Source organism: Rhodococcus sp. 5G237 (assembly GCF_053764735.1).
The window spans coordinates 108,468-135,251 of record NZ_JBSNCD010000009.1 but is presented as its reverse complement, the minus strand read 5'-3'; the positions used below and the strand labels follow the sequence as shown (position 1 = coordinate 135,251).

Below are 26,784 nucleotides of genomic sequence, written 5' to 3'. Positions count from 1 at the left end.
GCGCGTCGCTCGCGCCGGAGGTGACGCGATGACCACCTCACGCACCGCGACCCGCCTCGCCGACACCGACGAGGCCCTGCGCGTCGCTTCTGCGCTCGCCGACGAGTTCGCGGCCGGCGCGTCACGTCGTGATGCCGAACGGGAACTGCCGCGCGACGAGATCCGCGCGCTCGCGGCCTCCGGATTGCTCGCGGTGACCGTGCCCACCGAATACGGCGGCATCGCCGCTCCGTACGAAGTGGTCGCCGAGATCTTCCGGATCCTCGCCTCGGCGGATCCGAGCATCGCCCAGATCCCGCACTCGCACTTCACCTTCCTCGAGGCGATCCGATCCCAGGGCAGCGACGAGCAGAAGCGCTTCTTCAACGGCGAGGTGCTCGGCGGTGCGCTGTTCGCCAATGCCCAGAGCGAACGCGGGTCGCGTGCGGTGAACATCGACAGCACGGTGCTGCGCCGGCAGGGCGACGGCTACGTCCTCACCGGCCGCAAGTTCTACAGCACCGGTGCGTTGTTCGCCGACTGGATCGCGGTGCGAGCCAGTCTTGCCGACGATCCGGACGCGACCGACGCGTCGACCCCGAAGGCCGTCGCCTTCGTCCGGCGCGACACCGTCGGACTCACGGTCGTCGACGACTGGGACGGCATGGGCCAGCGCACCACCGCCAGCGGCACCGTCACCCTCGACGACATCGAGGTCCCCGACGCGGCGGTCGTGCCGTACACGCCGATCTTCGAAGCGCCCACCACCTACGGCGCCCAGGCACAGCTGCTGCACTCGGCGATCGACGTGGGTATCGCGACCGGCGCGCTCGCCGAGGCCGTCGTCCAGGCAGGTCGTGCGCGTCCGCACTTCGAGGCGGATTCGGAACGCGCAGTGGACGATCCGCTGCTCGTCCAGATCGCAGGGGAGGCGACCGTCACCGTCCGCGCCGCCCAGGCATTGCTCGCGGAGGCAGGACGGGCCGTCGACCGCGCACGCGCGAACCCGACCGCGGAGACCACCGCCGCGGCCTCCATCGAGGTCGCGACCGCGAAGGTCGCCGCGACCCGCGCCGCCGTCGAGACGGCGAACATCCTGTTCGAACTCGGCGGCACCCGCAGCGCATCGGGAGCCGCGAATCTGTCGCGCTACTGGCGCGACGCCCGCACCCACACCCTGCACGACGCGACCCGGTGGAAGCTCCAGCACATCGGCCGGTGGACGCTCAGCGGCACCCACCCGCCGCGCTACGGCGTGCTCTGACCCGCCTCCGGCGGGGTGTGCTCCGACTCGCCCCCTCGCACGGCGAACGGCGCGTGCGGGGAAGCGAACGGGCCTCGTTAGACTCGGCCCATGCGCGTTTACCTGGGAGCCGACCACGCGGGCTTCGAACGGAAGAATGAGATCATCGAGCACCTGAAGAAGAACGGCCACGAGCCGATCGACTGCGGTGCGTTCGAGTACGACGCCCTCGACGACTACCCGGCCTTCTGCATCGAGGCCGCGCGGCGCACCGTCGCCGACAAGGGCAGCCTCGGCATCGTGCTCGGTGGCAGCGGCAACGGCGAGCAGATCGCCGCCAACAAGGTGCCGGGTGCGCGCTGCGCCCTCGCCTGGAGCGTCGACACCGCCAAGCTCGCGCGCGAGCACAACAACGCGCAGCTCATCGGCATCGGTGGCCGCATGCACAGCCTCGAGGAGACCCTCGCGATCGTCGATGCCTTCCTGTCGACCGAGTGGTCGAACGAGGAGCGTCACCAGCGCCGCATCGACATCCTCGCCGAGTACGAGAAGACCGGCGAGGCCCCGGCAGTTCCCGGCGCGCCTGCCTGATCCGTGCCTGAAGGACACATCCTGCACCGGCTCGCCCGGCTGCACCACGAGTGGTACTCGGGTGCGCCGGTGCGGGTGTCCAGTCCGCAGGGGCGGTTCGCCGACGGTGCCGCCGCCGTGGACGGGCGCGTCCTGACCCACGCGGACGCGTGGGGCAAGCATCTCTTCCACCACTACGAGGGCGGTCTCGCCGTCCACGTGCATCTCGGTATCTACGGTGAGTTCACCGACCGCGAGTTGCCGCTCGGCGAACCGGTCGGACAGGTGCGGATGCGGATGATCGGCGCGCGCCACGGCAGCGACCTGCGAGGTCCGGCGGCGTGCGAGGTGCTCACCCCCGGCGAGGTCGAGGCGATCGAGGCCCGACTCGGTCCCGACCCGCTACGTCCCGACGCCGATCCCGAGCGGGCGTGGCGTCGCATCGGCAGATCACGCACCGCGATCGGGGCGTTGCTCATGAACCAGGCGGTGATCGCCGGGGTCGGAAACGTGTACCGGGCCGAAGTGCTCTTCCGTCACGGCATCCATCCCGAACGTGCGGGAAACAAGCTGTCCCGCAGCGAATTCGACGCGATCTGGGTCGACCTCGTCGAACTGATGAACGTCGGTGTGGAGCACGGGCGCATGCACGTCGTGCGACCCGAACACGACCAGGGCGCACCGGCCTACGCCAAGAACAGGCCCCGGACGTACGTCTATCGCCGTGCCGGCGAACCCTGCCGGATCTGCGGGACTCCCGTTCTGCACTCGGTCATGCAGGCGCGGAACCTGTTCTGGTGCCCGGTCTGTCAGCCGAGCTGACCCGGATCAGAAATCGAAGCCCCCGAAATCGAAGCCGCCGCCGTCGCCGCCACCGAAGTCGCCGCCGCCGAAGTCGTCACCGCCTCCGTACTCGTCGCCCCCTCCGTACTCGTCACCACCGCCGAAGTCGTCGCCCGCACCTGTCTCCGCCGACGGATCACCGACACCGGATTCGAATGCCTGCGCGTCGTAGGGGACACCGGCCATCCCGGCGAACATCGTCGAGAAGAGCAGCATCGAGCCGACGCCCCACGCGCCCGCGACCAGGGCGGGCTTCCACCACGGCTCCGAATACCAGCCCGCAGGGACGGGCCGGCCCGCGACGCGGCCGCCAGGGTAGTAGTTCGGCGTGGCGGAGGACGGTGACGGCGACGCGGCGATGGTGCGGCCCTCGAAGTCGACGGTGCGCTTCTCGGTGACCTCGCCGGCGGACTTCTGTCCGTCGAGCGTCGGGATCTCCGGCCCCGGGTCCATGCCCATCGCCAGGCGCGCGGCGCGGATGTAGTACAGACCTTCGAGCGCGGTCTGTTTCGCGAGACGCGCCTGCATCGGCGAGTTCGCCTGCTCGATCTGGGAGCCGGCGGCGGTGAAGCGCTCGGAGGCGTCCGCCAGCGCCTGACGCGAGGCGTCGTCGGTGCCGGTCAGGTTGTAGATCTGGCCGCCGAGGCGCTCGATCGCCTGCCGTGCGTCGGCCTTGGCGTCGTCGAGGGTGACGGTGCGGTGACGGGTGGTGCTCTTCTGGGAGCGGGAGACGAAGTACACCACGGCACCGACGGCGGCGAGGATGAGCAGAAGTTCCACGGCCCGATCCTTCCGGTGGGGGAGGGTCCTGTTCTCCAGCGTACCGACGCGGGGAGTCACTCCCCGAGGATGGCGCGCATCCCTTCCTGCAGGCACGAATCGAACGAATCGCGGTTGGGGACGACCGTGGGGTCCACCGCCAGGCCCATGCAGCAGGTGTCGCGGTAGGACATCGCCGAGGCCGTCATCATCGCGCCGTCGGCCGCACCGAAGCCGTAGTACCGCTCGATCTTCGCGCCGCCGACGTAGAGCGGCGCGTGGGAACCGGGGAGCGTGGACACCACCACGTCCCGCGGACCGACGGCGATGTCGGCCTGTGCACCGGCGGAGGACGGGAACGAGATGTCGATGCGCCGCATGAGATCGACTGCGTCCATCGCCTGGATGTCCGCCGCATCCTCGGGTGCCATGGGCACCGCCCCGCCGTCCGGTCCGGGGACGACGACGCGCAGGCCGTCGATCGAGCGACCGTGTCGACGGCGGTACTCGCTGCACGCGAGGAGCATCGCCGCGGAGAACCCGCTCGTCACGCGACAACCCGCGCGTTCGCAGGCGTGACGCAGGGCGGTGAGATCCGCGTCGAGCACGTGCAGTCGCGGGGCGCGGGGTGCGGGCTCCTCGCGCTCGCCGGTGCGTCCGAGCAGCGCGTTGATCAATCCGGTGCCCAGCGAGGTGAACACGTGCGCGGCGGTGCGGAACGACTCGGCGCTCTGCTCGGATACCGATTTCGCCCACGACAACATGGAATCGGACTGACCGGGCGCCAGAGCGGAGCCGAGGTGGCGGAGACGGATCACCAGCGCCGACTGGCCGCCGTCGAGGCCGTCGAGCAGGGTCAGTTCCCAGCGCGGGTGCCGGAGACCGGAGGGGTCGGGTGCGGTCCGGGCGTAGGTGAGTACCTCCTCGAAACTCGCCGGGGCGGGTAGCTCGACCCGCTCGAGATGCCAGGGTGGATCCGAGCCCGGATGCCCGGTGCGTCGCGGCGGGTCGAGACCGAACGGCAGTTCCACCACCCGGTGGCGGAAGCTGGGCGATTCGTGGTTGCCCGGCGCGAGCACCGCCGCGACCCGATCCCAGTCGGGGGTGGCGTCGAGAAGGACGGCGGCGACGACCGAGGAGCCGGGGGAGCAGTCCCGGGCGAGGTCGTCGGAGGTGTCCTTCACAACAGGGACGGTCTCATATCGTGAACGACCCACACCCGCGCTTGACTCTTGCTTTGCACTATCGAGTCGAAAAGGTGACACGTCGTTGCTGGATTCGGGATGTCCCCACGTGCCGGTCCTCACCTCCGTGCTCGCCCTCTCCAACGTCCGACGGCCACTGCGCCCAGACCCGCCGCGGCGATCCACGGTGCGCCCGAGACGAACGGATCGAGCCACTGGTGATTGACGTCGGCACGCGAACTCCGACGTCGCGACGCCCCACCGTGCGCGGTGATCTCCGCTCGGAGGCCGCTCTCGGTCACCGGATTGTCGGGACGGCCCTGCAACAGCGCCCGCACCCGGCTCTCGGCGACGTCGATGCGGTCGGCGCCGATCAGGAGCAACCAGTGCGCGGCGCGACCCTCGCTGTACCGGCGGTAGGCGTGCCTGCGCACGACACCGGACAGTCCCTTCAGCGGCGCCGTGGTGCCGAAGACCGGCGTGACGAAGGCGTGCTCGATCGAACGTTCGCGGCTCTCGTGTCCCGGCTGGCGTTCGGGGAAGTCCCAGTGCGCACCGGTCGCCTCGGGCGCGAAGCGTTCCTTCGGCACCGACGGACGGTCGCGCGGATCCAGATCGACTCCCCACCCGGGGATGCGGGCCCGCAGCTGGTCGGGGGTCTCGGGCGGTTCGGGCTTGTCTGCCGTGTAGGCCATGGTGGTCCTCCTCAGCTCCCGTCGGCGACGATGATCGGCTTGATGCACCCGTCGAGCTTCGACGAGAACATGTGGTAGGCCTCCGCGATGTGTTCGAGCGGGACGCGGTGCGTGACGATGTCGTTCGGTTTCAGGTAGCCGTTGCGGACGTGTTCGAACAGTCGCGGCCACTGGCGTTTGACAGGGCACTGGTTCATCCGCAGCGTCAGGCCCTTGTTGAGTGCGTCGCCGAACTTCACGGCACTGAAGATCGGGCCGTAAGCGCCCATCACCGAGATGGTGCCGCCCTTGCGGACACCGTCGATGGCCCAGTTCAGCGCGACCGGCGAGCCCCCCTGCATCTTCAGCTTCGCGGCCGTGACGTGTTGCAGGAAGTTCCCGTCGGCCTCCGCGCCGACGGCGTCGATGGCGACGTCCGCCCCGAGATGACCGGTGATCTTCTTCAGGTGGACGATGATGTCGTCGTACTCCGCGAAGTTGTAGGTCTCGGCGTGCGCGAAGGTGCGGGCCTTCTCCAGCCGGTACTCGAGATGGTCGATCACGATCACCCGGCCGGCGCCCATGAACCAGGCGGACTTCGCCGCGTACAGGCCCACCGGCCCGGCGCCGAAGACCACGACCGTGTCGCCCTCGACGATGTCACCCAGCTGTGCACCGAAGTAGCCGGTCGCGAGGGCGTCGGTGAGCATCAGGGCGTCCTCGCCGTCCATCCAGTCGGGCACGATCGTGGGGCCGACGTCGGCGAACGGCACCCGCACGAACTCGGCCTGGCCGCCGTCGTAGCCGCCGCAGGTGTGCGAGTAGCCGTAGATGCCGCCTACCGCAGTGGCGTTGGGGTTGACGTTGTGGCAGTTGGAGTAGAGGCCGCGCGCGCAGAAGAAGCACGACCCGCAGAAGACGTTGAACGGGACCATGACCCGGTCGCCGGGTTTCAGGCTCTGCACCGACGGACCGACCTCGTGGACCACCCCGACGAACTCGTGGCCGAAGGTCGTACCGACGCGGGTGTCGGGCATCATCCCGTGGTAGAGGTGCAGGTCGGAACCGCAGATCGCCGCCAACTCGACGCGCACGATGGCGTCGTTGGGATGTTCGATCCGGGGAATGTCCTTCTCTTCGACGCGGACCCGATACGGGCCGCGATAGACCATCGCGCGCATACGTGCTCCCTCGTCGTGGCTCGTGTGGTCGCGAATACCCGAGGGAAGGACCTCCAAACGGCAGGTCGCGGGATCAGAGCGCAGGGACGTCCGGGGCGGGGTGGGCGCCGCCGGACAGGGGAGGAGTCTGCGGTCCGTCGACGAACGCCCGGCGCAGGGCATCGACGACGTCGGCGACGGCGTGACGGCGGGCGAACGCGCGTCGCTGCAGCATCGCCCCGGTGCCGCGGGCGAGGATCGCCTCCCACATCGCCACCGCGCACCGGCGGTCGCCGGTCTCCTCGAGTTGTGGGCCGAGGTACCGGAGGAATGCGCGGAAGGACTGCTGCGCGGTGGTGGGCCGCCCGGTGAACACGTCGACGGCACGTCCGGTCGACCCCTCGCGCGCGGCACACAGATAGGCGGCGTGGACGATCTCGTCGGCGACCGGGGGAGCAGCGATGCCCTCCCGGACCTCCCGTTCGGCGGTAGCGACGAGCGCGCGGACGAGCATCGCCAGGAGAACCGTTTCGTCCACCGTCGCCGGGACGTCGCTCACCCGCACCTCGACGGTGGGCAGATGCGCCGAGGGACGCACGTCCCAATAGACCATGCCCGGATCGAGGATGTTGCCGCTGTCGATCATCATGGCGACGATCGCGTCGTAGTGCTCCGCCGACGTGAACCGTGGGGGAGGACCCGCGCACGGCCACCGGGAGGCCATGATCGCCCGCCAACTGGCGTACCCGGTGTCGCGGCCCCGATGGAGGGGCGAGTTGGCCGTCGCGGCCAGCAGGGTGGGCAACCACACCCTGACGTGGTTGCACACCAGAACGGCGGTCTCGTGGTCCGCGACACCGACATGGACGTGGCAGCCGCAGACCTCCTGCTCCTCGACGAGACGTCCGTACCGCTCGGCCATCGTCCGGTAGCGCGGCACATCCGTGACGGACGCGAGCTGTTGGAGCGTGGGCGAGACACCCGAGGCGAGCAGACCCACGTGCGCCTCCCGTGCGGCCGCGGCTGCGATGGTCCGGCCTTCGACGACACGCGCGCGCAGTTCGGTCGAGCTGTGGCAGACCGGTGTGTTCACCTCGACCTGGGTGCGTTTGAGTTCGTAGTCCATGTCGAGTCCGAGTCGGGCAGCGGCGGCCACGACGAGGTCGTTGCTCGCGGTGAGCCGTTCGGAGGTGGGGTCGACGAGGAAGAACTCCTCCTCGACGCCGACGGTCGGAGCGGATGTCGGGAGGCCGTGTCCGGCGCCCGCGGCGGCCGCAGGCGATTGGGGATTCGGTCCGTGCCACCGAGGCATCGTTGCCTCCCTGCATAGCGAGGCGCCGTCGGTACAGCCGGCGCCGTCGGAGACGCCGGCGCCTTCTCGACCGACCGCTGACCTACGGGGGTGAGACGACGATACTCGGATTTCACACCGGAGAACGGGGTTCGGTGGGGGACCGGGGACCGACCGGAGCCGTTCCCGACTCCGGCCGGCCGGAGGTGGGGCGAGGCCGGTTCCTCGACACCCCCCTGCGGTGTCATCCGACGACGCCCCACCGGTTCGCGGTCGCGTCCGCTCGGGGGACACGACGGGGATGGCGACGCGGTGGTACGTGCGGTCGTCGGAATGCGGGTGGGCAGGGCCGGCCCGAACGGAACCGACACGGAGGTCGATGTGACCGACGGTAGTGAACTGTCGATGTGACCGACGATAGTGAACTGTCGATGTCACAGACGGTGGCGGACTGCAGCCGAGGTCGCATTCGGACGACCTGTGGTGGGGCTGCTTCTCAACCTCGACGGCATGATGACACCCCTCGGGACGATGTGTCCAGAAATGTGCATGTCACCTGCCGGAAACCGGACGTCGGGGGATCGGTCCGGAACGACGAAGCCCGCCGGTGCTGTGCGCACCCGGCGGGCTTCCTCCGTGGAGGGGATGACGGGAATCGAACCCGCGTAGCCAGTTTGGAAGACTGGGGCTCTACCATTGAGCTACATCCCCGTTGCGGCTGCGGCGCCGGTGTAGACCGGTGCTGCGGCTTGCGAGATGAGACTGTACCGGACCTCGCTTTGGATTTCATAATCGGGGGGCCGTAGGATTCTGCGATGGGTCCCGCGGTCGGATGCGGTGCCTTCACGACCGGGATGTGGCGCAGCTTGGTAGCGCATCCGCTTTGGGAGCGGAGGGTCGCAGGTTCGAATCCTGTCATCCCGACCAGATCGAACAGCGTCAGCGCGCTCAGTAGTGACACGAACGACCGACAAGAGAGCACGACAGAAGGAGCATGTCCGTGAAGAGCACCGTCGAGCAGCTGAGCCCGACGCGAGTCCGTATCAATGTTGAGGTGCCCTTCGAGGAGCTCCAGCCTGATTTCGACCGCGCTTTCAAGGCCCTCGCCGGCCAGGTCCGCATCCCGGGCTTCCGCCCCGGTAAGGCTCCTCGCAAGATCCTCGAGGCCCGCGTCGGCCGCGGCGCCGTTCTGGACCAGGTCATCAACGAGGCCATCCAGAGCCGCTACAGCGAGGCCGTGACCGCGAACGACGTCAAGGTCATCAGCCAGCCCGAGATCGACGTCACCAAGCTCGAGGACAACGTCGAGCTGGCGTTCACCGCCGAGGTCGACGTCCGTCCCGAGATCACCCTCCCCGATTTCTCCGAGATCGCCGTCACCGTCGATCCCGTCGAGATCACCGACGAGGACATCGCCGAGCAGATGCTGTCGCTGCGTCAGCGCTTCGGCACCCTGACGGGCGTCGAGCGTCCGGTGCAGGACGGCGACTTCGTCTCCATCGACCTGTCCGCGACGGTCGACGGCAACGAGGTTCCCGAGGCCGCCACCGAGGGCCTGTCGCACGAGGTCGGCTCCGGCCAACTCATCGACGGACTCGACGAGGCGATCATCGGCCTGTCCGCCGGCGAGTCGAAGGAGTTCACCTCCACACTGGTCGCCGGCGAGTACGCCGGTAAGGAAGCCGTCGTCACCGTCAAGGTCAACACCGTCAAGCAGCGCGAGCTGCCCGAGGCCGACGACGAGTTCGCGCAGCTCGCGAGCGAGTTCGACACCATCGGCGAGCTCGAGGCCGACCTCCGCGAGCGCGTCCAGCGCGTCAAGCAGGTCGAGCAGGCCGGCCAGATCCGCGACAAGGTCCTCGAGGTTCTCCTCGAGACCGTCGAGATCCCGGTTCCCGAGGCCGCCGTCCAGGCCGAGGTCGACAGCGCGCTGCACGACGCGATCCACGAGCTCGATCACGACGAGACCAAGCTGAACGAGCTGCTCGAGGCTCAGGGTACGAGCCGCGAAGAGTTCGACAAGGAAGCACGCGAGTCCGCCGAGCGTTCGGTGAAGACCCAGCTGCTCCTCGACGCGATCGCCGAGGCGGAGAACACCACGGTCGAGCAGCAGGAGCTGACCGAGCGCATCTTCTTCCAGGCGCAGCGCTACGGCATTCCGCCGGAGCAGTTCATCCAGCAGATCAGCCAGGCCAACCAGCTCGGTGCCGTCTTCGCCGACGTCCGCCGCGGCAAGGCACTCGGCACCGTCGTCGATCGCGCCAACGTGACCGACACCACGGGTGCGACCGTCGACACCGCCGAGCTGTTCGGCACCAAGAAGGACGACGACGCCGAGGGCGAGAACGCCGAGGCGGAGACCACCGAGGACTCGGCCTCCGAGTAGTCGGACGACCCACGGAGATTCGAAACCCCAGGGGCACGAATTTCCGCTTTCAGCGAAGAGGGGCGGCACCGGGCATCCGGTGCCGCCCCGTTTCGTTAGTGTCAGTGTCAGCAACCCACGATCGACGAGAAGGCAGGTACCCGTGACTCCTCAGAATCCGGCGACATCCATCGGTCCCGCGATGACCTCGGCCACCGCTGGGCTGAACCTCAGCGACTCGGTGTACGAACGCCTGCTCCGCGAGCGCATCATCTTCCTGGGCACCCAGGTCGACGACGACATCGCGAACAAGCTGTGCGCTCAGATCCTTCTGCTGTCGGCCGAGGACCCCACCCGCGACATCTCCCTGTACATCAACTCGCCGGGCGGTTCGGTCACCGCCGGTATGGCGATCTACGACACGATGAAGTTCGTCGAGTGCGATGTCGCGACCTTCGCGATGGGCCTCGCCGCCTCGATGGGTCAGTTCCTGCTCTCCGCCGGCACCAAGGGCAAGCGTTACGCGCTCCCGCACGCGCGGATCATGATGCACCAGCCGTCCGCAGGTATCGGTGGTACGGCGAGCGACATCGCGATCATGGCGGAGCAGTTCGCACACACCAAGCGCGAGATGGCCGAGCTCATCGCAGAGCACACGGGCCAGTCGGTGGAGCAGATCACCAAGGACTCCGACCGCGACCGCTGGTTCACGGCGCAGCAGGCGCTCGAATACGGCTTCGTCGACCACGTCGTCTCCCGGGCGCAGCAGGCCGGCGGTACCGCCAACTAGGTCCCGGCCCGATCTGCCCTCACACCACCGAATTCTTGGAGAAGCGATGACCAACATGTTCGATCCGCGCCAGCTCGGCGGCGCAGCTCCTGCCTCGCCCGCGAGCCGCTACATCCTCCCGTCGTTCATCGAGCACTCGAGCTACGGCGTCAAGGAATCCAACCCGTACAACAAGCTGTTCGAAGAGCGCATCATCTTCCTCGGCGTCCAGGTCGACGACGCGTCCGCCAACGACGTGATGGCTCAGCTGCTGGTGCTCGAGTCGCTCGATCCCGACCGCGACATCACCATGTACATCAACTCGCCCGGTGGTTCGTTCACCTCGCTCATGGCGATCTACGACACCATGCAGTACGTCCGCGCCGACATCACCACGGTGTGCCTCGGTCAGGCAGCCTCCGCCGCGGCCGTCCTGCTCGCCGCCGGCACCCCCGGTAAGCGCCTGGCGCTGCCCAACGCTCGCGTGCTCATCCATCAGCCCGCCACGGGTGGCATCCAGGGTCAGGTCTCCGACCTCGAGATCCAGGCCGCCGAGATCGAGCGCATGCGTACCCTCATGGAGAACACGCTCTCGAAGCACACCGGGAAGGATCCCGAGCAGATCCGCAAGGACACCGATCGGGACAAGATCCTCACGGCGGAGCAGGCCGTCGAATACGGTCTGATCGACCGGGTCCTCGAGTACCGGAAGCTCTCGGCCCAGAAGTAGAACGTCGCAGGCGGTTCCGGGAGACACGGTGTCTTCCGGAGCCGCCGACGCCGGGACTGTGATCGTCGACACATGTTGTGCTGTACAAATATGACCGGAAACGCGCAGAACCGGTCGACCTGCGCGCCGACATCCGGGTACGGTCGATCAAAGGGCCCGCTCCCCGGGACCGCCCCGTGTGGTGGTTGCGGGACCGGTTGCACGCACACGAGGAAGTAGGGACCTGACTGATGGCACGTATCGGTGACGGCGGAGATCTGCTCAAGTGCTCCTTCTGCGGAAAGAGCCAGAAGCAGGTCAAGAAGCTCATTGCGGGCCCCGGTGTCTACATCTGCGACGAGTGCATCGATCTCTGCAACGAGATCATCGAGGAAGAGCTGGCCGAGACCAGCGAGGTCAAGCTCGACGAGCTGCCCAAGCCGGCCGAGATCCGCGACTTCCTCGACAACTACGTGATCGGCCAGGACGCCGCCAAGCGCACGCTGGCCGTGGCGGTCTACAACCACTACAAGCGCATCCAGGCCGGCGACAAGGGCCGAGACTCCCGCGGTGAGACGGTCGAACTCGCGAAGTCCAACATCCTGCTTCTCGGTCCCACCGGTTGTGGCAAGACCTACCTCGCGCAGACGCTCGCGAAGATGCTCAACGTGCCGTTCGCCATCGCCGACGCCACCGCACTGACGGAGGCCGGCTACGTCGGTGAGGACGTCGAGAACATCCTCCTCAAGCTCATCCAGGCCGCCGACTACGACGTCAAGCGCGCCGAGACCGGCATCATCTACATCGACGAGGTCGACAAGATCGCCCGCAAGAGCGAGAACCCGTCGATCACCCGCGACGTGTCGGGCGAGGGCGTGCAGCAGGCGTTGCTGAAGATCCTCGAAGGCACCCAGGCATCCGTCCCGCCGCAGGGTGGCCGCAAGCATCCGCACCAGGAATTCATCCAGATCGACACCACGAACGTGCTGTTCATCGTGGCGGGTGCGTTCGCCGGTCTCGAGAAGATCGTCTCCGATCGCGTCGGCAAGCGCGGCATCGGATTCGGCGCCGAGGTGCGGTCCAAGGCCGAGATCGACACCACCGACCACTTCGCCGACGTCATGCCCGAGGACCTCATCAAGTTCGGTTTGATCCCCGAGTTCATCGGTCGTCTGCCGATCCTCGCGTCGGTGACCAATCTCGACAAGGAATCGCTCGTCCAGATCCTGTCGGAGCCGAAGAACGCTCTGGTCAAGCAGTACGTGCGTCTGTTCGAGATGGACGGCGTCGAACTCGAGTTCTCCCAGGACGGACTCGAAGCGGTCGCCGACCAGGCGATCCTCCGTGGCACCGGCGCCCGCGGGCTCCGCGCCATCATGGAGGAGGTGCTCCTGCCCGTGATGTACGACATCCCCAGCCGCGACGACGTCGCGAAGGTCGTGGTCACCGCCGAGACCGTGAACGACAACGTCCTTCCGACGATCGTTCCGCGCAAGGCCGATCGGGAGCGTCGCGACAAGAGCGCCTGATCCTGCGAGATTTACGACGAGCGCCCCGGCACCAGAGTGCCGGGGCGTTTTTCGCGAGAACTGAACATGTGATCCGGAACCATTCCGTTGAATGGAAGTGGTGCAGCTCACCGGAGGGATGGCGTGGGACATTGGAGTCGTCCCTGTTCCGCGTCGAAAGGACTTCGATGTCGCTGAATCTTGCGGATCTGTTCGAAGCGATCGTCGATGCCGTACCCACGCGCACAGCGTTCGTGGATGGGGACAAGCGGCCGACCTACTGCGAACTCGACGCGGATGCGAATCGTCTCGCCCGGCATTTCGTTCGTGCGGGAGTTCGCCCGGGGGAACACGTCGGTCTGTACATGCGCAACGGCAATGAATTCGTTCGGGCGCTGCTCGCGTGTCTCAAGATCCGCGCAGTACCGATCAATATCGACTTTCGTTACGCCGACGCGGAACTGGCCTACCTGATCGGCAATGTGGAGCTCGCGGCCATGGTTCTCGATGGTGATTTGGCCGGGCATGCGGCTGCGGTCCTTCCGCGAACACCCACCGTGCGGCATGTCGTCACCGTCGGGGAGGCATGCGATGTGGCATGGAAGGACGTGACGGTAGTCGACGTCGACGAGGCGACGAGCGGGGAGTCTGCAGAGCGCGGCTTTGCTGCGCGAAGCGGTGACGACCTGTTGATCGTCTACACCGCCGGGGCGGTGGGTCTGCCCAAGGCCGTGATGTGGCGGAACGAGGACTTCTTCCACGCGGCCTTGTCGGGAGGTAGTCCCTTCGGGGCACACCACGCCGATGGGGCAACAGTCGTGTCCGTCGTTTCCAGCATTCCGCAGATGACCTGGATGCTCACCGGCCCCTTCGTACACGGTGCTGCCCTGCAGAGTATGTTCAGCGCCTTCTGCCTCGGAGCAACCCAGGTATCGATGCACGGTTTCGACCCCGTGGAGGCGCTGACGCTCGTCGAGCGTGAACGGGTGATGACGATGACCGTTGTCGGTGACGCCGGCGCCCGTGCCCTCGCCGACGCGATCGCGGTGTACGGCTCGGAGTTCGATCTGAGCTCGTTGTTCGTGGTCGGTTCCGGCGGTGCGCTGTTCTCGCATCCCGTCCGCGAGCACTTGACTGCTTTGCTCCCCAACGTGATCGTGCGCGACAACTTCGGTTCCTCGGAGTCAGGCATGGACGGCGAAGTCACCGTCGGTGAGGACGGAACGGTACGGCTCACGCCCACACCGGCGGTACGGGTGGTCGACGAGCAGCTGCGTCCGATCGAGCCGGGCTCGGGTGCCGTCGGATATGTCGCCCGGTCCGGGCACGTCCCGCTCGGCTACTGGGGCGACCCTGTGAAGACGGCCGCGACCTTCCCCGTTGTCGACGGGGTCCGTGTGTCGATTCTCGGGGATATGGCCCGGGTGGAGGGCGACGGCACGATCATCCTGCTGGGTCGGCGCGGTTCGGTATCGGGTGGTGTCGGAGGAAGAGGGCGGCGCCCCTCGAACGGTCGCGGTGTGCAAGCTCCGAGGGGCGCCGCCGAAGCGAACGTCGCTCACGTCAGCCCGGTCTGAAGGACCGGGTGGTCTGTTAGTCGCTGAAACACGTCGCTCAGTCGACGGCCAGCGCGACCTTCTCGAGTTCCGCGATGCTGTAAGCGGCGTAGGTCTCGTACGGGCCGCGGCCGGTGAAGTACGACGAGAGCTGCTCGTCGAGTTCCTCGACCGTGAATGCCGAACCGGCTGCGTCGAAACGGTTCTCGACGGTCGGCGCCGCCATGAGCGCGACCATTTTTCCGTACACCACGAACACCTGTCCGGTGATCTCCGAGGACGCCGGCGAGGCGAGGTAACGCACGAGGGTGGCCACGCGCTCCGGCGCCAGGGGATCGAGTCCGGTCGTGGCGCCGGCCTCGCCGAAGGCCTCCGCGGTCATCGCGGTGCGTGCGCGGGGGCAGATCGCATTCGCGGTGACGCCGTAGCGCGCCAGCCCCTGCGCCGTGGACAGTGTCAGTGCCGTGATGCCTGCCTTCGCAGCGGAATAGTTCGGCTGTCCGGCGGAACCGAAGAGGAAGGCCTCCGACGAGGTGTTGACGACGCGGCCGTAGACCGGTCCACCCGCAGCCTTGCTCGCCTGACGCCAGTGCACCGCCGCCGCATGTGAGGTGGCGGCATGGCCCTTGAGGTGCACTCGGATCACGTCGTCCCAGTCGGACTCGGTGAGGTTGAAGATCATCTTGTCGCGGATGATGCCCGCGTTGTTGACGAGGATGTCGAAGGACCCGAATGCCTTGACCGATTCCTCGACGAGGCGACCGCCGAGAGCCCAGTCGGACACGTCGCCGGTGACGGCGATGGCCTGGCCTCCCGACGCGACGATTTCCTCTGCCACCTCGTGCGCCGCGTCGCCCATGTCGTTGACGACGACGGCGGCGCCTGCCTCGGCGAGGGCGAGGGCTTCGGCGCGGCCCAGGCCGGCCCCGGCGCCGGTCACGACCGCCGCGCGCCCGGCCAGACTTACGGATTCACCCATGGAACGTCTCCTGTTCGATTGCGGCGGTTCGTCAGTGCACCGCGCCGGAATTAGTATTCATTCTAGTCTGGAGCCGTACGCGATCCGGGGACGCCGACGGTCTCGGTGGCCGGGATCGAGCGGACCGCCGACCGGCTTGCCTGGAACGTTCGTCGGCGACGGTGGTTCGAGATCACGGCGGACGAGGGAGGGAGGGCCGGGCATGCCCAGGGTTGCGGAGGTGCGCGATGCCGCCGAACCGAATTCGGCGGAACAACACGCGCGATACGACAGGATCCTCGACGCGGCAGCACAATTGGGGGCAGCGAAAGAGCTCGAACGGGTCCGGATGCAGGAGGTCGCCGAACTCGCCGGTGTCGCCATCGGAACCCTCTACCGCTACTTCCCGTCGAAGACGCATCTCTTCGTGGCGGTCATGGTCGACCGGATCGACCGAATGGGGATTCGGTTGTCCAGTCGGCCACGGGCAGGCGGTTCCCCGGCCGCCTCCGTCTACGACGTGTTGCTGCAGGCCACCCGGGCGTTGGTGCGCGCACCGTTGTTGGCGAACGCGATGATCCAGTCCGCGGCCTCGTCGAACGCCGCCTCTGTTCCGGACGCGGCGAAGATCGATCGGCACTTCGACGGACTGCTCTTGGCCGCGGCCGGCATCGCCGAGCCGACGGTCCGGGACGCGACCGTCGTGCGTCTCCTGGTGGCCTTGTGGTTCGGGCTGGTCCGGTCGGCCCTCAACGGGCGGATGTCGATTCCGGAGGTCGAATCCGACCTGCGTGTTGCGTGCGATCTGCTGTTGGTGGATCTTTCCGTCGCCGGGAACTGAGCCGGCGGGTTTCGCGGAGCTTCCACAAGGGTGGTCCCGGTCGGTGGGACGGCGCGGTAATCTGCGACCCTCGTCACTAGAATAAATTTCAATATCGTCGAGCAGTTGGGAGCAGGCATGAGCAAGGTCGTCATCGTGGAGGCTGCGCGGACACCGATCGGCCGCCGACGCGGTCAGCTGGCCGGGGTCCACCCCGCGGTGTTGCTCGGTGCCGCCCAGAAGGCCGTTCTCGACCGCACCGGACTGCCTGCCGACCAGGTCGGTCAGCTCGTCGGAGGCGCCGTCACCCAGGCGGGGGAGCAGTCCAACAACGTGACCCGCCAGGCCTGGCTCCACGCAGGTCTCCCGTACACGACCGCCGCGACGACCATCGATTGCGCATGCAGTTCGTCGCAGCAGGCGGTCCACATGGTGGCCGGACTGATCGCGTCCGGGCAGATCGACGCGGGAATCGGATGCGGAGTCGAGGTCATGAGCCGGGTGTTCCTCGGCCAGGCCAACGCACCGGGCACCGGCAACCCCTATCCGGACGACTGGTCGATCGACATGGGCGACCAGTTCACCTCTGCCGAACGTATCGCCCACAAGCGCGGCATCAAACGTGACGATGTCGATGCTCTCGGACTCGAGTCGCAGCGTCGCGCCGCAGCCGCGTGGGCCGAGGGGCGCTTCGACCGCGAGATCGTCCCGGTGCAGGCGCCGATCGTGACCAAGGAGGGTGAGCCCACCGGTGAGATCGCGACAGTGACTCGTGACGGCGGGCTGCGTGAGACCACCGCCGAGGGGCTGGCGGGCCTCCGCCCGGTCATCGAGAACGGAATCCACACAGCAGGCAACTCTTCTCAGGTCAGCGACGGTGCCGCCGCCGTGCTGCTGATGAGCGAGGACAAGGCGCGGGAGGCGGGCCTGCGGCCCCGGGCCCGGATTCTCGCGTCGACGCTCGTCGGTTCCGACCCATACTACCACCTCGACGGTCCCATCGACGCGACTCGCGCGGTACTCGAGCGCACCGGAATGTCCTTGTCCGACATCGACATCGTCGAGATCAACGAAGCCTTCGCTTCGGTCGTGTTGTCCTGGGCTCAGGTCCACGGGGCCGACATGAGCAAGGTCAACGTCAACGGCGGCGCCATCGCGCTCGGCCACCCCGTCGGTTCCACCGGCTCGCGATTGATCACCAGTGCCCTGCACGAACTCGAGCGTTCGAACCGCTCGACGGCGCTGGTCACGATGTGTGCGGGTGGCGCGATGGCCTCCGCCACCATCATCGAGCGCATCTGACGCCGGACATTCTGCTATCCGAAGGGACCCGATCATGACTCTGGGATTGAGCGACGAGGACCGCGAGCTCCGCGATTCCGTACGCGGCTGGGCGGCACGGCACGCCACACCCGACGTGATCCGCACGGCCGTCGAAGCGAAGACGGAAGCCCGCCCGACGTACTGGAGCTCGTTCGCCGAACTCGGCATGCTGGGATTGCACCTGCCCGAAGAGGTCGGAGGCGCCGGTTTCGGTTTGCTCGAAACAGCAATCGTCGCAGAGGAACTCGGACGAGCCATGGTGCCCGGCCCGTTCCTTCCGACCGTGATCGTGTCCGCGGTCCTCGACGAGGCCGGCCGTCGCAGCGAACTCGATGGGCTCGCGGACGGTTCGCTGTTCGGTGCGGTCGCCCTGCAGCCGGGGGACCTGCGAGTGGAGCGCGACGGCGATTCCGTCATGCTCTCGGGAACCTCCGGTGCCGCCCTCGGCGGCCAGGTCGCGGATGTGTTCCTGCTCGCGGCCGACGACGGTGGTGAGCGGGTCTTCGTCGTCGTGACCCGTGACCGGGTCGAGGTCACGAACCTGCCCAGCTACGACGTGATCCGCCGCAACGCCGAGATCACCGCGAGCGCCCTGACGTTGTCCGACGGGGACGTGCTGAGGTCGGATTCGCATCGGATCGTCGATATCGCCGCGACCTTGTTCGCCGCCGAGGCCGCCGGTCTCGCGGACTGGGCGACCACCACCGCCGCGGACTATGCGCGGGTCCGCAAGCAGTTCGGCCGCGTCATCGGACAGTTCCAGGGTGTCAAGCACACCGTCGCCCGGATGCTCTGTCTCACCGAACAGGCCCGGGTCGTGGCCTGGGACGCCGCGCGAGCGCAGGCAGAGGACGCGGCGGACGACGAGTCATCGCTCGCCGTGGCGGTCGCCGCGTCCATCGCTCCGGAGGCCGCCTTCCAGGTCACCAAGAACTGCATTCAGGTGCTCGGCGGCATCGGCTACACCTGGGAGCACGACGCGCACCTGTACATGCGGCGCGCCCAGTCGCTCCGGATCCTGCTCGGCTCCACGGCGTCGTGGCGGCGCCGGGTCGCCCACCTCACGCTCGACGGTGCCCGCCGCGTGCTGAGCGTCGATCTTCCGCCCGAGGCGGAACGGATTCGCGCCGACGTCCGTGCCGAACTCGAGCCGGCGAAGTCGCTGGAGAACGCAGCGCGGAAGGCGTATCTGGCGGAGAAGGGCTACACCGCTCCTCATCTGCCCGAACCATGGGGCAAGGCCGCCGACGCCGTCACGCAACTCGTCGTCGCCGAGGAACTGCGCGTCGCCGAACTCGAACCGCACGACATGATCATCGGCAACTGGGTGGTGCCGACCCTGATCGCGCACGGCAGTACCGAGCAGATCGAGCGATTCGTCCCGCAGTCGCTGCGCGGGGATCTCGTGTGGTGTCAGCTCTTCTCCGAACCCGGCGCCGGGTCTGATCTCGCGGGCCTGTCCACCAAGGCCGTCAAGGTGGACGGCGGATGGAGGCTCGACGGTCAGAAGGTGTGGACGTCGATGGCGCGGGTCGCGGACTGGGGCATCTGCCTCGCCCGCACCGACGCGGAAGCGCCCAAACACAAAGGCCTGTCCTACTTCCTGATCGACATCAGGAACACGGAAGGCCTCGACATCCGGCCGCTGCGGGAGATCACCGGCGAAGCCCTGTTCAACGAGGTGTTCCTCGACGGCGTGTTCGTGCCGGACGAGTGCCTCGTCGGCGAGCCCGGGGACGGATGGAAGCTCGCCCGTACGACCCTCGCGAACGAACGCGTCTCCCTCTCACACGATTCGACTTTCGGTGCCGGCTGCGAGACTCTCATGGCGCTCGCGAACGGCATGCCCGGCGGACCCGACGACGAACAGCTCACCGTTCTCGGCAAAGTGCTCGGCGATGCCGCGTCCGGTGGCCTCATGGGGCTGCGCACCGCTCTCCGCTCGCTGGCCGGTGCACAGCCGGGTGCCGAGTCCTCCGTCGCCAAGCTCCTCGGCGTCGAGCACCTCCAGCAGGTCTGGGAGACCGCGATGGACTGGGCCGGTCCCGCGTCGTTGCTCGACGACCAGGACCGAACTTCGGCCACCCACATGTTCCTCAACGTGCAGTGCATGTCCATCGCCGGTGGGACGACCAACGTCCAGCTGAACATCATCGGTGAGAGGCTTCTCGGCCTGCCCCGCGATCCCGAACCCGGAAAGTGACGCCCATGCCCATCGATACCGATGTCGCGCTCTCCGCTGCGCCCACCGTCCGCGACGCCTCGTGGACCGAACGCGATGTGATCCTCTACCACCTCGGTCTGGGTGCGGGTGCCGACTCGCTCGATCCCGCCGAACTGCGGTGGGTGTACGAGAAAGACCTGCGGGTCCTGCCGACCTTCGCGATGGTCGCCGGTCAGGGTGTCTCCGCCGGTGCGGTGACACCGGCCGGACTGAGCCTGCCGGGAATCGACATCGACCTGCGCAGGATCCTGCACGGTGGCCAGTCCGTCACCGTGTACGCCCCGATCCCGATCTCGGGTTCGGCGACCGTCTCGTCTCGCATCTCCGATGTGTGGGACAAGGGCAAAGCCGCCGTGATCGTGCTCGAGCAGTCCGCAGTGGACGCCGACGGAAACCCGTTGTGGACCAGTGCGATGCAGATCTGGGCGCGCGGTGAGGGAGGTTTCGGCGGAGACGCCGGGCCCGATGTGTCGAACGCAGTGCCGGAACGGGACGCCGACAAGACCCTGGTGTCACCTACAAGCACGCAACAGGCACTGGTGTACCGGCTCAGTGCCGACATGAACCCGCTGCACGCCGATCCCGAATTCGCGAAGGCGGCCGGTTTCGATCGGCCGATCCTGCACGGACTCGCCTCGTACGGTGTCGTGTGCAAGGCCGTCGTCGACGGTGTGCTCGACGGAGACCCGACCCGGGTCCGGTCGTTCTCGGTCCGCTTCGCCGGCACGCTGTACCCCGGGGAGACGATCGAGACGGCGGTCTGGCGAGACGGCGACACCCTCACCCTGCTCGCCACATGTCCCGAGCGCGACGGGCAACCGGTGCTCACCCACGCCACGATGGAGATTCGATGAGAGTCGACCCGGACACCCACCCCGTCGTCGGACACGCGCCCGACGGTACGGTGCTGACCTCGGCACCGCAGGACACCGCCGTCGACCGCGCCACCGCCGCCGCGCGGCGCGTGGTGGACGCGTTGCTGCGCACCGACCGTGGCAACGCGAATCTCGAGCGGGTCGCCGAAGAACTCGACAATATCGCCGAGCACCTCGAGGAACACGCCCCCGAAGTGCGGGAGCGACTGATCGACATGTGGCACGGGGAGGGTGTCACCCGGCACGATCCGGTCACCGGGCCGGAGAACGCGCTCGCTCCGCCGCTGGTGCTCGCCGGTCGCGAAGACGGATCGGTGGAAGGCGTCGTCGAACTGACCTTCCCGTACCAGGGCCCGCCCGGGCACGTGCACGGCGGAGTCTCCGCCCTCCTGCTCGATCACACTCTGGGTGTGGCGAACGCCTGGGCCGGGCGCAGCGGCGCCACCGCACAGCTCAATGTGCGGTACCACCGCCCGACCCCGCTGTTCGAGCCGCTGACGATCACCGGTCGTCTGGTCGAGCAGGACGGCCGCAAGATCAACACGGTCGGCGAGATCAGGACCGCGGACGGCACGGTGTGCGTCTCCGTCGAGGCGCTGTTCATCGACAGGACGGTTCCCCGTCCGCGCTGACGGCCTGCACCGCACACGCCGTCGTATCGGAAAGGAACGGCATGGGGAAATTGGACGGGCGGGTGGCGATCGTCACCGGCGCCGGGATGGGAATCGGCCGCGGCGTTGCCGGCGCGCTGGCCCGTGAGGGGGCGAGCGTCGTCGTCGCCGAGGTCGACGAGGAAGCCGGGGCGGCCACCGCACGGTGGATCACCGAGAAGTGGGGGACGGCGGCACATTTCGTATCGACCGATGTCACCGACCGAGAACAGGTGCACAACGCGGTGGACACCGCCGCGCGGGAATTCGGGCGCCTCGACATCCTGGTCAACAACGCCTGGCGGTCACTGGGCTTCGCGCGTATGGAGAACACGCCCGAACACAGCATGCAGGCCGGGTTCGACATGGCGGTGATGGCCGCGTTCTGGGCGATGCAGCGCGCGTATCCGGAACTGGCCCGACACGGCACCGGTCGGGTCATCAACATGTGCAGTCTCAACGGCGTCAATGCGCACATGTACTCGGTGTCGTACAACGCGGCGAAAGAGGCGCTGCGCAGCATGACTCGCACGGCGGCCCGAGAGTGGGCACCGAAGCAGGTGTGCTGCAACGTGATCTGTCCCGGCGCGCAGAGTGCGGCATATCAGCGGGTCGCGGAGGCGGACCCGCAGATGGCAGCGACGCAGGCCGCAGCGAACCCGATGGGCCGTATCGGCGACCCGCTCGAGGACATCGGTACCGTCGCAGCCTTTCTCGCGAGCGACGACTCCCGCTATCTCACAGGCAACACGCTGTTCGTCGACGGCGGTAGCCACATCAACGGCGTGCAGTGGGCGCCGAACGTGGACTGAAATCCCAACGGAGGATTCATGCTCTCTCGTACTTCCCGGCGCCTGGTGGCAGCACTCACCGCAACGGCGATGCTCGGTATCACATCCTGCGCGGACTCCGGTGACGACACCGAGGAGACTTCCGGCGGGCCGGGCTCTCTCGTCACCGAACGTACCCTCACCGGTGCGGCGGCGATTCCCAGCGCATCGCGCACGCATCTGATCACCTATCTGTCCGAGGGGGCCGACCGGCGCCCCACGCTCGTGTCGGGCACCGTCGCGATCCCCGACGGTGAGGCCCCCGACGGGGGCTGGCCCGTGATCAGCTGGGCACACGGCACCACCGGGGTCGGTGACGCCTGCGCACCCTCCGCCGACACCCCCGGCGGTCCGGCCCATTCCTACGTCGGCAGGACCACCGCCATGCTCGACCAGTGGGTCGCCGACGGCTACGCCGTGGTCCAGACCGACTACGAGGGCCTCGGAACACCGGGCGAACACCCGTACATGAACGGAGACAGCGCGGCTGCCGCTGTCGTCGACATCGTGCGTGCGGCTCGGCAACTCGATTCCGGCATCGGCACCCGATGGGTCGCGATGGGACACAGCCAGGGCGGACACGCCGCGCTGTATGTGGCGGCACACGGCGAGGAACGCGCACCCGAACTCGAACTGCAGGGCGCGGTCTCCTTCGCCCCGGGTAGCCGCACCAGTGAGACCGCCGAGTACTACGCGACCGCCGGTCCCGCGATCGGTCCGGCGCTCGGATTCCTCCCGGTGCTGCTGCTCGGAGCGCAGGCGGCGGACCCGAGCATCGACGCCGACGCGATGCTCACCGACGCGTCGCGACCTCTGCTCGAGGCCGCGCGCACCGGATGCATGGACGACGTTCGCGAGGTGGCGAGCACGGTCCCGGTGGATCAGGTGTTCGCTCCGGATGCGGACCTCGAGCCGCTCCGCGAGTACTACGCCGGCCAGGAGGTCGAACCGCTCACCCTGACGGTGCCGACGCTCGTCGTGCAGGGAACCGACGATGCACTGGTGTCGCGTCCGGTCACCGATCAGGTGACCGCTGCACTGTGCGACAACGGAGCCGACCTGACCTATCGGGTGTACGAGGGGGCCGACCACCGCGCGGTACTCGAGGAGTCCTTCGGCGACGTGCGGGCGTTCGTCGACGGAGTACGCGCGGGCGAGGCGCAGGACGGCACGTGCGATTGATGCCGTCGATCAGTCGGTCTTGATGCGTTCGGGGACGGTGTAGATGTTCATCGTGTCGCCGCGGAGGAAGCCCACGAGGGTGAGGTCGGACTCCGCGGCGAGATCGACGGCCAGCGACGACGGCGCCGAGACCGCCGCGAGCACGGGGATCCCGGCCATGACCGCCTTCTGCACGAGTTCGAACGAGGCGCGTCCGCTCACCATGAGCACGCTGTGCGAGAGCGGAACCCGGTTGTCGGTCAGGGCCCAGCCGATCACCTTGTCGACGGCGTTGTGCCGGCCGACGTCCTCGCGCAGGGCCAGCAGCGCCCCGTCGGGGGTGAACAGCGCGGCCGCGTGCAGACCGCCGGTCGACTCGAAGACCTGCTGGTGCCGACGCAGCGTGTCGGGCAGTTCGGTGAGGGTGTGCGTGCCGATCGAGGTGGTGCCGGCATCCTTCAACGGATAGCGGGTGCGCGTGCGCACCTCGTCGAGCGAGTTCTTCCCGCACACCCCGCACGCGGAGGTCGTCGTGAACGCGCGTCGCCCCGTCCCTTCGGGGACGGTGACGCCGGGGGCGAGGGCGACGTCGAGGACGTTGTAGGTGTTGGCGCCGCTCTCGTCCACGCCGTCGCAGTAGCGGACGGCGGCGATGTCCTCGCGACTGCCGATCATCCCTTCGGCCAGCAGGAAGCCGTGGACGAGGTCGACGTCGTGCCCGGGGGTGCGCATCGTGATGGTGAGCGACTCACCGCCGACCCTGATCTCGAGCGGTTCCTCGACGGCGAGGGTGTCGGGACGTCGCGTCGCCCTGTCCGCAGTGATGCGCAGTACCGGACGACGTGTCGTGACCCGTCCCATCGTCTACCTCCCAGATGCGTGCAGCGGTTCGAGCCGTCGTTCCCACGGAACCCCGGCAGGGCAGGGATACCCCGGCGGTGCTGGTTGTGCACACCGGGGGACGCGGCGCCTCGTCCTCCATACTGCCTGCCCGCATGCAACGGCACCCCTGTCCTGAGAACTGCGGTGGCGTTACACGAAGTTCACCCGCACCTCGCAGGGACATTACAGAGTGGGTCCACTCTCAGGGGACGGTGATGAATGCGGGTCACCGACTGACGTAGGGGTCGTGAACCCCGGGATCGAACAGGGTGGACTTATATGGAACAGGCACTCGCGGCCGCCGATACCGCCTGGGTTTTGGCGGCGTTCACAGCAGTCGTACTGATGGTTCCGGGCCTGGCGCTGTTCTACAGCGGCATGCTCGGAGTCAAGAGCGCGCTCAACATGATCATGATGGTGTTCGGTGGATTCGCCGTCACCGCCGTCCTGTGGGTGCTGTTCGGTCCGGCCGCCGTGCTCGGTGACAGCGTCGGGGGCCTCGGCCTCATCGGCGATCCCTTCACCGACATCGGTCTCGGGTCGCTGCTCGAGGAGAACCCGGACGGAGGGATGCCCGCCGCCCTGACCGCCGCCTTCCACCTCCTCTTCGCGGGCATCACGGTGGCGATCATCGCCGGTGGAGTCGCGGACCGGATGAAGTTCTCGGCGTGGCTGGTGTTCTCGGGCATCTGGGTCGTCCTCGTCTATTTCCCGGTCGCGCACTGGGTCTTCGCCTTCGACGACGAGGAAGCGGGCACGAAGGGCGGATGGATCGCCAACACGCTCGCCGCCCACGACTTCGCCGGCGGCACCGCCGTGCACATGAACTCGGGTGTCGCGGCGCTGGCACTCGCCATCGCGCTCGGTCGTCGCCGCGGATTCCCGCACGTCGCCCGTCCCCACAACCTGCCCCTCGTCGTCCTCGGCGGCGGAATCCTGCTGTTCGGCTGGTTCGGATTCAACGGCGGTTCGGCGGGCGGCGCCAACCACATGGCCGGTGTCGTCGTCCTCAACACGCTCGTCGCCGCGATGGCCGGCCTGCTCGGTTGGCTGCTCGTCGAACGCATCAAGGAGAAGCACGCGACGACGCTCGGTGCCATCTCGGGCGTGATCGCCGCACTCGTGGGCATCACGCCCGCCGCGAGCCTCGTGTCCCCGCTCGGTGCCCTGCTGATCGGCGTGGTCTCCGGTGCCGTCGGCTGCTTCGCCGTGAGCTGGAAATTCCGCATGGGCTACGACGACTCGCTCGACGTCGTCGCCATCCACCTCATGGGCGGCGTCGTGGGCACCACCCTCATCGCCTTCGTCGCGACGGCCGCCGCGCCGGCCGGCGTCGACGGTCTGTTCTTCGGTGGTGGGATCGATTTCCTCGGACGCCAGATCGTCGCGATGGCTGCGGTGTTCGCCTACTCGTTCGCGGTGACCTTCCTGATCGCGAAGGCGCTCGACAAGATCATGGGCATTCGGGTCGACACCGAGACGGAGATGCGGGGCATCGACGTCCCGGTCCACGGGGAGACGGCCTACGTGATGGACTCGTTCTCGCCGACCGGCCCGTCGACGCTGCGCCCCGAGGTGTTCGCCGAGGACCGCGACGTGATCGTGCCCAAGTCCTGACCGACGAGTTTCCCCGACCGAACGGCAGGAGCCCTCACCGCACCGCGCGGTGAGGGCTCCGTCGTGTTCACGGCTGGTGGTTGTCGGGATACGCCGTCACGGCGAGGAACCGGATGGGCAGCTTCAGTAGCTCGTTCGGTCCGTGTAGTCCCTCACCGTCGAGGAGCAGGGCATCGCCCGGTTGCAGGTGGTACTCGGAATCGCCGTGGCCGTAGAGCATCTCGCCTTCGAGCATGTACAGCAGCTCGGTGCCGGGATGCTGGAAGAGGGGGAAGACCTCGCTTGCGTCGGTGAGGGTCACGAGCACCGGTTCGAGCCGCTTGTGCTGCCCACGCAGTGCGCCGAGCAATTCGTAGTGGTGGCCGACCCGCGTACCGCGACCGACGATCTCGGCGCCGTGCCCGTTCTTGGTGAACACCGCGTCGCGGTGCGCGTCCGCGCCCCGGAAGAGCGAGGTGACGGGGACGTCGAGGCCGGCGGCGAGGCGCGCGAGAGTCGACAGGCTGCACGACGTCTGGGCGTTCTCGATCTTCGAGAGCATCGCCTTGGAGATCCCCACCTTGGCGGCCATGTCGCCGACGGACAGACCGCTGGCCAGCCGCAGCGACCTCACCTGGTGGGCGATCGCGCGCTCGAGATCCACACCCGTCGGGGTGCCGCGCGGGACTTCGCGTCCGGAATCGTCGTACAGGACGGGACGATCTGGGCTGGCCATATCATCAGCGTAGCGTGTGTCCACCGGTGGTGAACGCCGCAATGCGGACACGGCGGTGCCCTCCACGATCCGGACGACAGGGATCCGGCCGGGTCCGTGGAGGGCACGCGCGCTGGGAG

At 67.9% G+C, this 26,784-nt stretch carries 24 protein-coding genes and 2 tRNA genes; 17 read left to right on the top strand and 9 right to left on the bottom strand.

Annotated features, from left to right (window positions below; genetic code table 11):
* Positions 1-28: 28 nt before the first annotated feature.
* The 3 genes from ACWPOC_RS21075 (at position 29) to ACWPOC_RS21065 (ending at position 2,614) form a co-directional block, all read left to right on the top strand.
* On the top strand, positions 29-1,243 hold the full coding sequence (locus ACWPOC_RS21075) for an SfnB family sulfur acquisition oxidoreductase (protein ID WP_455409274.1): 1,215 nt from the start codon (positions 29-31) through the stop codon (positions 1,241-1,243).
* Between the two features lie 90 nt (positions 1,244-1,333).
* Entirely contained in the window at positions 1,334-1,813 is a 480-nt protein-coding gene (locus tag ACWPOC_RS21070) for a ribose-5-phosphate isomerase (RefSeq protein WP_016691858.1), read from the top strand.
* 3 nt (positions 1,814-1,816) lie between these two features.
* Entirely contained in the window at positions 1,817-2,614 is a 798-nt protein-coding gene (locus ACWPOC_RS21065) for a DNA-formamidopyrimidine glycosylase family protein (protein WP_120282189.1), read from the top strand.
* A 6-nt stretch (positions 2,615-2,620) separates the two neighbouring features.
* Here ACWPOC_RS21065 and ACWPOC_RS21060 read toward each other — a convergent pair whose 3' ends face one another.
* The 6 genes from ACWPOC_RS21060 to ACWPOC_RS21035 form a co-directional block, all read right to left on the bottom strand.
* A complete protein-coding gene (locus ACWPOC_RS21060; protein ID WP_006551135.1) occupies positions 2,621-3,415 on the bottom strand; it encodes a hypothetical protein in 795 nt (264 codons plus the stop codon).
* A gap of 56 nt (positions 3,416-3,471) precedes the next feature.
* Positions 3,472-4,578 (bottom strand): wax ester/triacylglycerol synthase domain-containing protein, encoded by a 1,107-nt coding sequence (locus ACWPOC_RS21055; protein WP_455409273.1) that lies wholly within the window; start codon positions 4,576-4,578, stop codon positions 3,472-3,474.
* 119 nt (positions 4,579-4,697) lie between these two features.
* Complete coding sequence (locus ACWPOC_RS21050) at positions 4,698-5,273, bottom strand: hypothetical protein (RefSeq protein ID WP_120282191.1); 576 nt, start codon at positions 5,271-5,273, stop codon at positions 4,698-4,700.
* 11 nt (positions 5,274-5,284) lie between these two features.
* Positions 5,285-6,433 carry a zinc-dependent alcohol dehydrogenase gene (locus ACWPOC_RS21045; RefSeq protein WP_059383906.1) on the bottom strand — a complete coding sequence of 383 codons (1,149 nt, stop codon included), beginning with the start codon at positions 6,431-6,433 and terminating at the stop codon, positions 5,285-5,287.
* A gap of 73 nt (positions 6,434-6,506) precedes the next feature.
* Positions 6,507-7,724, bottom strand: coding sequence for a carboxylate-amine ligase (locus ACWPOC_RS21040; RefSeq protein WP_455409272.1), 1,218 nt, complete (start codon positions 7,722-7,724; stop codon positions 6,507-6,509).
* A gap of 616 nt (positions 7,725-8,340) precedes the next feature.
* Positions 8,341-8,414 (bottom strand) — tRNA-Gly (locus tag ACWPOC_RS21035).
* Between the two features lie 139 nt (positions 8,415-8,553).
* Here ACWPOC_RS21035 and ACWPOC_RS21030 point away from each other — a divergent pair.
* The 6 genes from ACWPOC_RS21030 (at position 8,554) to ACWPOC_RS21005 (ending at position 14,631) form a co-directional block, all read left to right on the top strand.
* A tRNA-Pro gene (locus tag ACWPOC_RS21030) sits at positions 8,554-8,630 on the top strand.
* A gap of 73 nt (positions 8,631-8,703) precedes the next feature.
* A complete protein-coding gene (tig, locus tag ACWPOC_RS21025; RefSeq protein WP_367269340.1) occupies positions 8,704-10,089 on the top strand; it encodes a trigger factor in 1,386 nt (461 codons plus the stop codon).
* A 142-nt stretch (positions 10,090-10,231) separates the two neighbouring features.
* A complete protein-coding gene (locus tag ACWPOC_RS21020; protein ID WP_016691866.1) occupies positions 10,232-10,858 on the top strand; it encodes an ATP-dependent Clp protease proteolytic subunit in 627 nt (208 codons plus the stop codon).
* Between the two features lie 46 nt (positions 10,859-10,904).
* The gene (locus tag ACWPOC_RS21015) at positions 10,905-11,567 is read left to right on the top strand and encodes an ATP-dependent Clp protease proteolytic subunit (RefSeq protein ID WP_016691867.1); all 663 of its coding nucleotides are present in this window, start codon (positions 10,905-10,907) and stop codon (positions 11,565-11,567) included.
* 230 nt (positions 11,568-11,797) lie between these two features.
* Entirely contained in the window at positions 11,798-13,075 is a 1,278-nt protein-coding gene (gene clpX / locus ACWPOC_RS21010; RefSeq protein ID WP_016691868.1) for an ATP-dependent Clp protease ATP-binding subunit ClpX, read from the top strand.
* Positions 13,076-13,242: 167 nt separating this feature from the next.
* Positions 13,243-14,631 carry an AMP-binding protein gene (locus ACWPOC_RS21005; protein WP_268655525.1) on the top strand — a complete coding sequence of 463 codons (1,389 nt, stop codon included), beginning with the start codon at positions 13,243-13,245 and terminating at the stop codon, positions 14,629-14,631.
* 37 nt (positions 14,632-14,668) lie between these two features.
* Here ACWPOC_RS21005 and ACWPOC_RS21000 read toward each other — a convergent pair whose 3' ends face one another.
* Positions 14,669-15,589, bottom strand: coding sequence for a 3-oxoacyl-ACP reductase (locus ACWPOC_RS21000; protein ID WP_120282193.1), 921 nt, complete (start codon positions 15,587-15,589; stop codon positions 14,669-14,671).
* Between the two features lie 202 nt (positions 15,590-15,791).
* Here ACWPOC_RS21000 and ACWPOC_RS20995 point away from each other — a divergent pair, with 202 nt between their 5' ends.
* The 7 genes from ACWPOC_RS20995 to ACWPOC_RS20965 all read left to right on the top strand — a co-directional run bounded on the left by ACWPOC_RS20995 (position 15,792) and on the right by ACWPOC_RS20965 (position 23,472).
* A complete protein-coding gene (locus ACWPOC_RS20995; protein WP_159418633.1) occupies positions 15,792-16,409 on the top strand; it encodes a TetR family transcriptional regulator in 618 nt (205 codons plus the stop codon).
* 117 nt (positions 16,410-16,526) lie between these two features.
* Positions 16,527-17,690 carry a steroid 3-ketoacyl-CoA thiolase gene (locus ACWPOC_RS20990; RefSeq protein WP_159418632.1) on the top strand — a complete coding sequence of 388 codons (1,164 nt, stop codon included), beginning with the start codon at positions 16,527-16,529 and terminating at the stop codon, positions 17,688-17,690.
* Between the two features lie 34 nt (positions 17,691-17,724).
* On the top strand, positions 17,725-19,914 hold the full coding sequence (locus ACWPOC_RS20985; protein WP_159418631.1) for an acyl-CoA dehydrogenase: 2,190 nt from the start codon (positions 17,725-17,727) through the stop codon (positions 19,912-19,914).
* A gap of 5 nt (positions 19,915-19,919) precedes the next feature.
* A complete protein-coding gene (locus ACWPOC_RS20980) occupies positions 19,920-20,789 on the top strand; it encodes a MaoC/PaaZ C-terminal domain-containing protein (RefSeq protein ID WP_455409271.1) in 870 nt (289 codons plus the stop codon).
* Positions 20,786-21,442 carry a PaaI family thioesterase gene (locus tag ACWPOC_RS20975; protein WP_016691875.1) on the top strand — a complete coding sequence of 219 codons (657 nt, stop codon included), beginning with the start codon at positions 20,786-20,788 and terminating at the stop codon, positions 21,440-21,442. Before ACWPOC_RS20980 ends, ACWPOC_RS20975 begins: the two co-directional genes overlap by 4 nt.
* A gap of 41 nt (positions 21,443-21,483) precedes the next feature.
* On the top strand, positions 21,484-22,272 hold the full coding sequence (locus ACWPOC_RS20970) for an SDR family NAD(P)-dependent oxidoreductase (protein WP_159418629.1): 789 nt from the start codon (positions 21,484-21,486) through the stop codon (positions 22,270-22,272).
* A 69-nt stretch (positions 22,273-22,341) separates the two neighbouring features.
* On the top strand, positions 22,342-23,472 hold the full coding sequence (locus ACWPOC_RS20965) for a lipase family protein (protein WP_436839535.1): 1,131 nt from the start codon (positions 22,342-22,344) through the stop codon (positions 23,470-23,472).
* Positions 23,473-23,481: 9 nt separating this feature from the next.
* On the opposite strand, the gene fdhD is transcribed toward ACWPOC_RS20965, so the two are convergent.
* The gene (fdhD, locus tag ACWPOC_RS20960) at positions 23,482-24,312 is read right to left on the bottom strand and encodes a formate dehydrogenase accessory sulfurtransferase FdhD (RefSeq protein WP_016691878.1); all 831 of its coding nucleotides are present in this window, start codon (positions 24,310-24,312) and stop codon (positions 23,482-23,484) included.
* A gap of 300 nt (positions 24,313-24,612) precedes the next feature.
* Between fdhD and ACWPOC_RS20955 the strand changes: the two genes are divergently transcribed.
* Positions 24,613-25,950 carry an ammonium transporter gene (locus tag ACWPOC_RS20955; protein ID WP_159418627.1) on the top strand — a complete coding sequence of 446 codons (1,338 nt, stop codon included), beginning with the start codon at positions 24,613-24,615 and terminating at the stop codon, positions 25,948-25,950.
* A 67-nt stretch (positions 25,951-26,017) separates the two neighbouring features.
* Here ACWPOC_RS20955 and ACWPOC_RS20950 read toward each other — a convergent pair whose 3' ends face one another.
* Positions 26,018-26,665: a helix-turn-helix domain-containing protein gene (locus tag ACWPOC_RS20950; protein ID WP_120282202.1), complete on the bottom strand. Its 648-nt coding sequence runs from the start codon at positions 26,663-26,665 to the stop codon at positions 26,018-26,020.
* Positions 26,666-26,784 lie beyond the last annotated feature (119 nt).

What these genes read in the sequence shown, in the direction of transcription:
- ACWPOC_RS21075 (WP_455409274.1), top strand. Translation starts at nt 29, where the DNA reads ATGACCACCTCACGCACCGCGACCCGCCTCGCCGACACCGACGAGGCC.
- ACWPOC_RS21045 (WP_059383906.1), bottom strand. Translation starts at nt 6,433, where the DNA reads ATGCGCGCGATGGTCTATCGCGGCCCGTATCGGGTCCGCGTCGAAGAG.
- ACWPOC_RS20965 (WP_436839535.1), top strand. Translation starts at nt 22,342, where the DNA reads ATGCTCGGTATCACATCCTGCGCGGACTCCGGTGACGACACCGAGGAG.
- ACWPOC_RS20995 (WP_159418633.1), top strand. Translation starts at nt 15,792, where the DNA reads ATGCCCAGGGTTGCGGAGGTGCGCGATGCCGCCGAACCGAATTCGGCG.
- ACWPOC_RS21040 (WP_455409272.1), bottom strand. Translation starts at nt 7,724, where the DNA reads ATGCCTCGGTGGCACGGACCGAATCCCCAATCGCCTGCGGCCGCCGCG.
- ACWPOC_RS21000 (WP_120282193.1), bottom strand. Translation starts at nt 15,589, where the DNA reads ATGGGTGAATCCGTAAGTCTGGCCGGGCGCGCGGCGGTCGTGACCGGC.
- ACWPOC_RS20950 (WP_120282202.1), bottom strand. Translation starts at nt 26,665, where the DNA reads ATGGCCAGCCCAGATCGTCCCGTCCTGTACGACGATTCCGGACGCGAA.
- ACWPOC_RS20985 (WP_159418631.1), top strand. Translation starts at nt 17,725, where the DNA reads ATGACTCTGGGATTGAGCGACGAGGACCGCGAGCTCCGCGATTCCGTA.
- ACWPOC_RS21015 (WP_016691867.1), top strand. Translation starts at nt 10,905, where the DNA reads ATGACCAACATGTTCGATCCGCGCCAGCTCGGCGGCGCAGCTCCTGCC.
- ACWPOC_RS21050 (WP_120282191.1), bottom strand. Translation starts at nt 5,273, where the DNA reads ATGGCCTACACGGCAGACAAGCCCGAACCGCCCGAGACCCCCGACCAG.
- clpX (WP_016691868.1), top strand. Translation starts at nt 11,798, where the DNA reads ATGGCACGTATCGGTGACGGCGGAGATCTGCTCAAGTGCTCCTTCTGC.
- ACWPOC_RS20970 (WP_159418629.1), top strand. Translation starts at nt 21,484, where the DNA reads ATGGGGAAATTGGACGGGCGGGTGGCGATCGTCACCGGCGCCGGGATG.
- fdhD (WP_016691878.1), bottom strand. Translation starts at nt 24,312, where the DNA reads ATGGGACGGGTCACGACACGTCGTCCGGTACTGCGCATCACTGCGGAC.
- ACWPOC_RS20955 (WP_159418627.1), top strand. Translation starts at nt 24,613, where the DNA reads ATGGAACAGGCACTCGCGGCCGCCGATACCGCCTGGGTTTTGGCGGCG.
- ACWPOC_RS20975 (WP_016691875.1), top strand. Translation starts at nt 20,786, where the DNA reads ATGAGAGTCGACCCGGACACCCACCCCGTCGTCGGACACGCGCCCGAC.
- ACWPOC_RS21005 (WP_268655525.1), top strand. Translation starts at nt 13,243, where the DNA reads ATGTCGCTGAATCTTGCGGATCTGTTCGAAGCGATCGTCGATGCCGTA.
- ACWPOC_RS20990 (WP_159418632.1), top strand. Translation starts at nt 16,527, where the DNA reads ATGAGCAAGGTCGTCATCGTGGAGGCTGCGCGGACACCGATCGGCCGC.
- ACWPOC_RS20980 (WP_455409271.1), top strand. Translation starts at nt 19,920, where the DNA reads ATGCCCATCGATACCGATGTCGCGCTCTCCGCTGCGCCCACCGTCCGC.
- ACWPOC_RS21070 (WP_016691858.1), top strand. Translation starts at nt 1,334, where the DNA reads ATGCGCGTTTACCTGGGAGCCGACCACGCGGGCTTCGAACGGAAGAAT.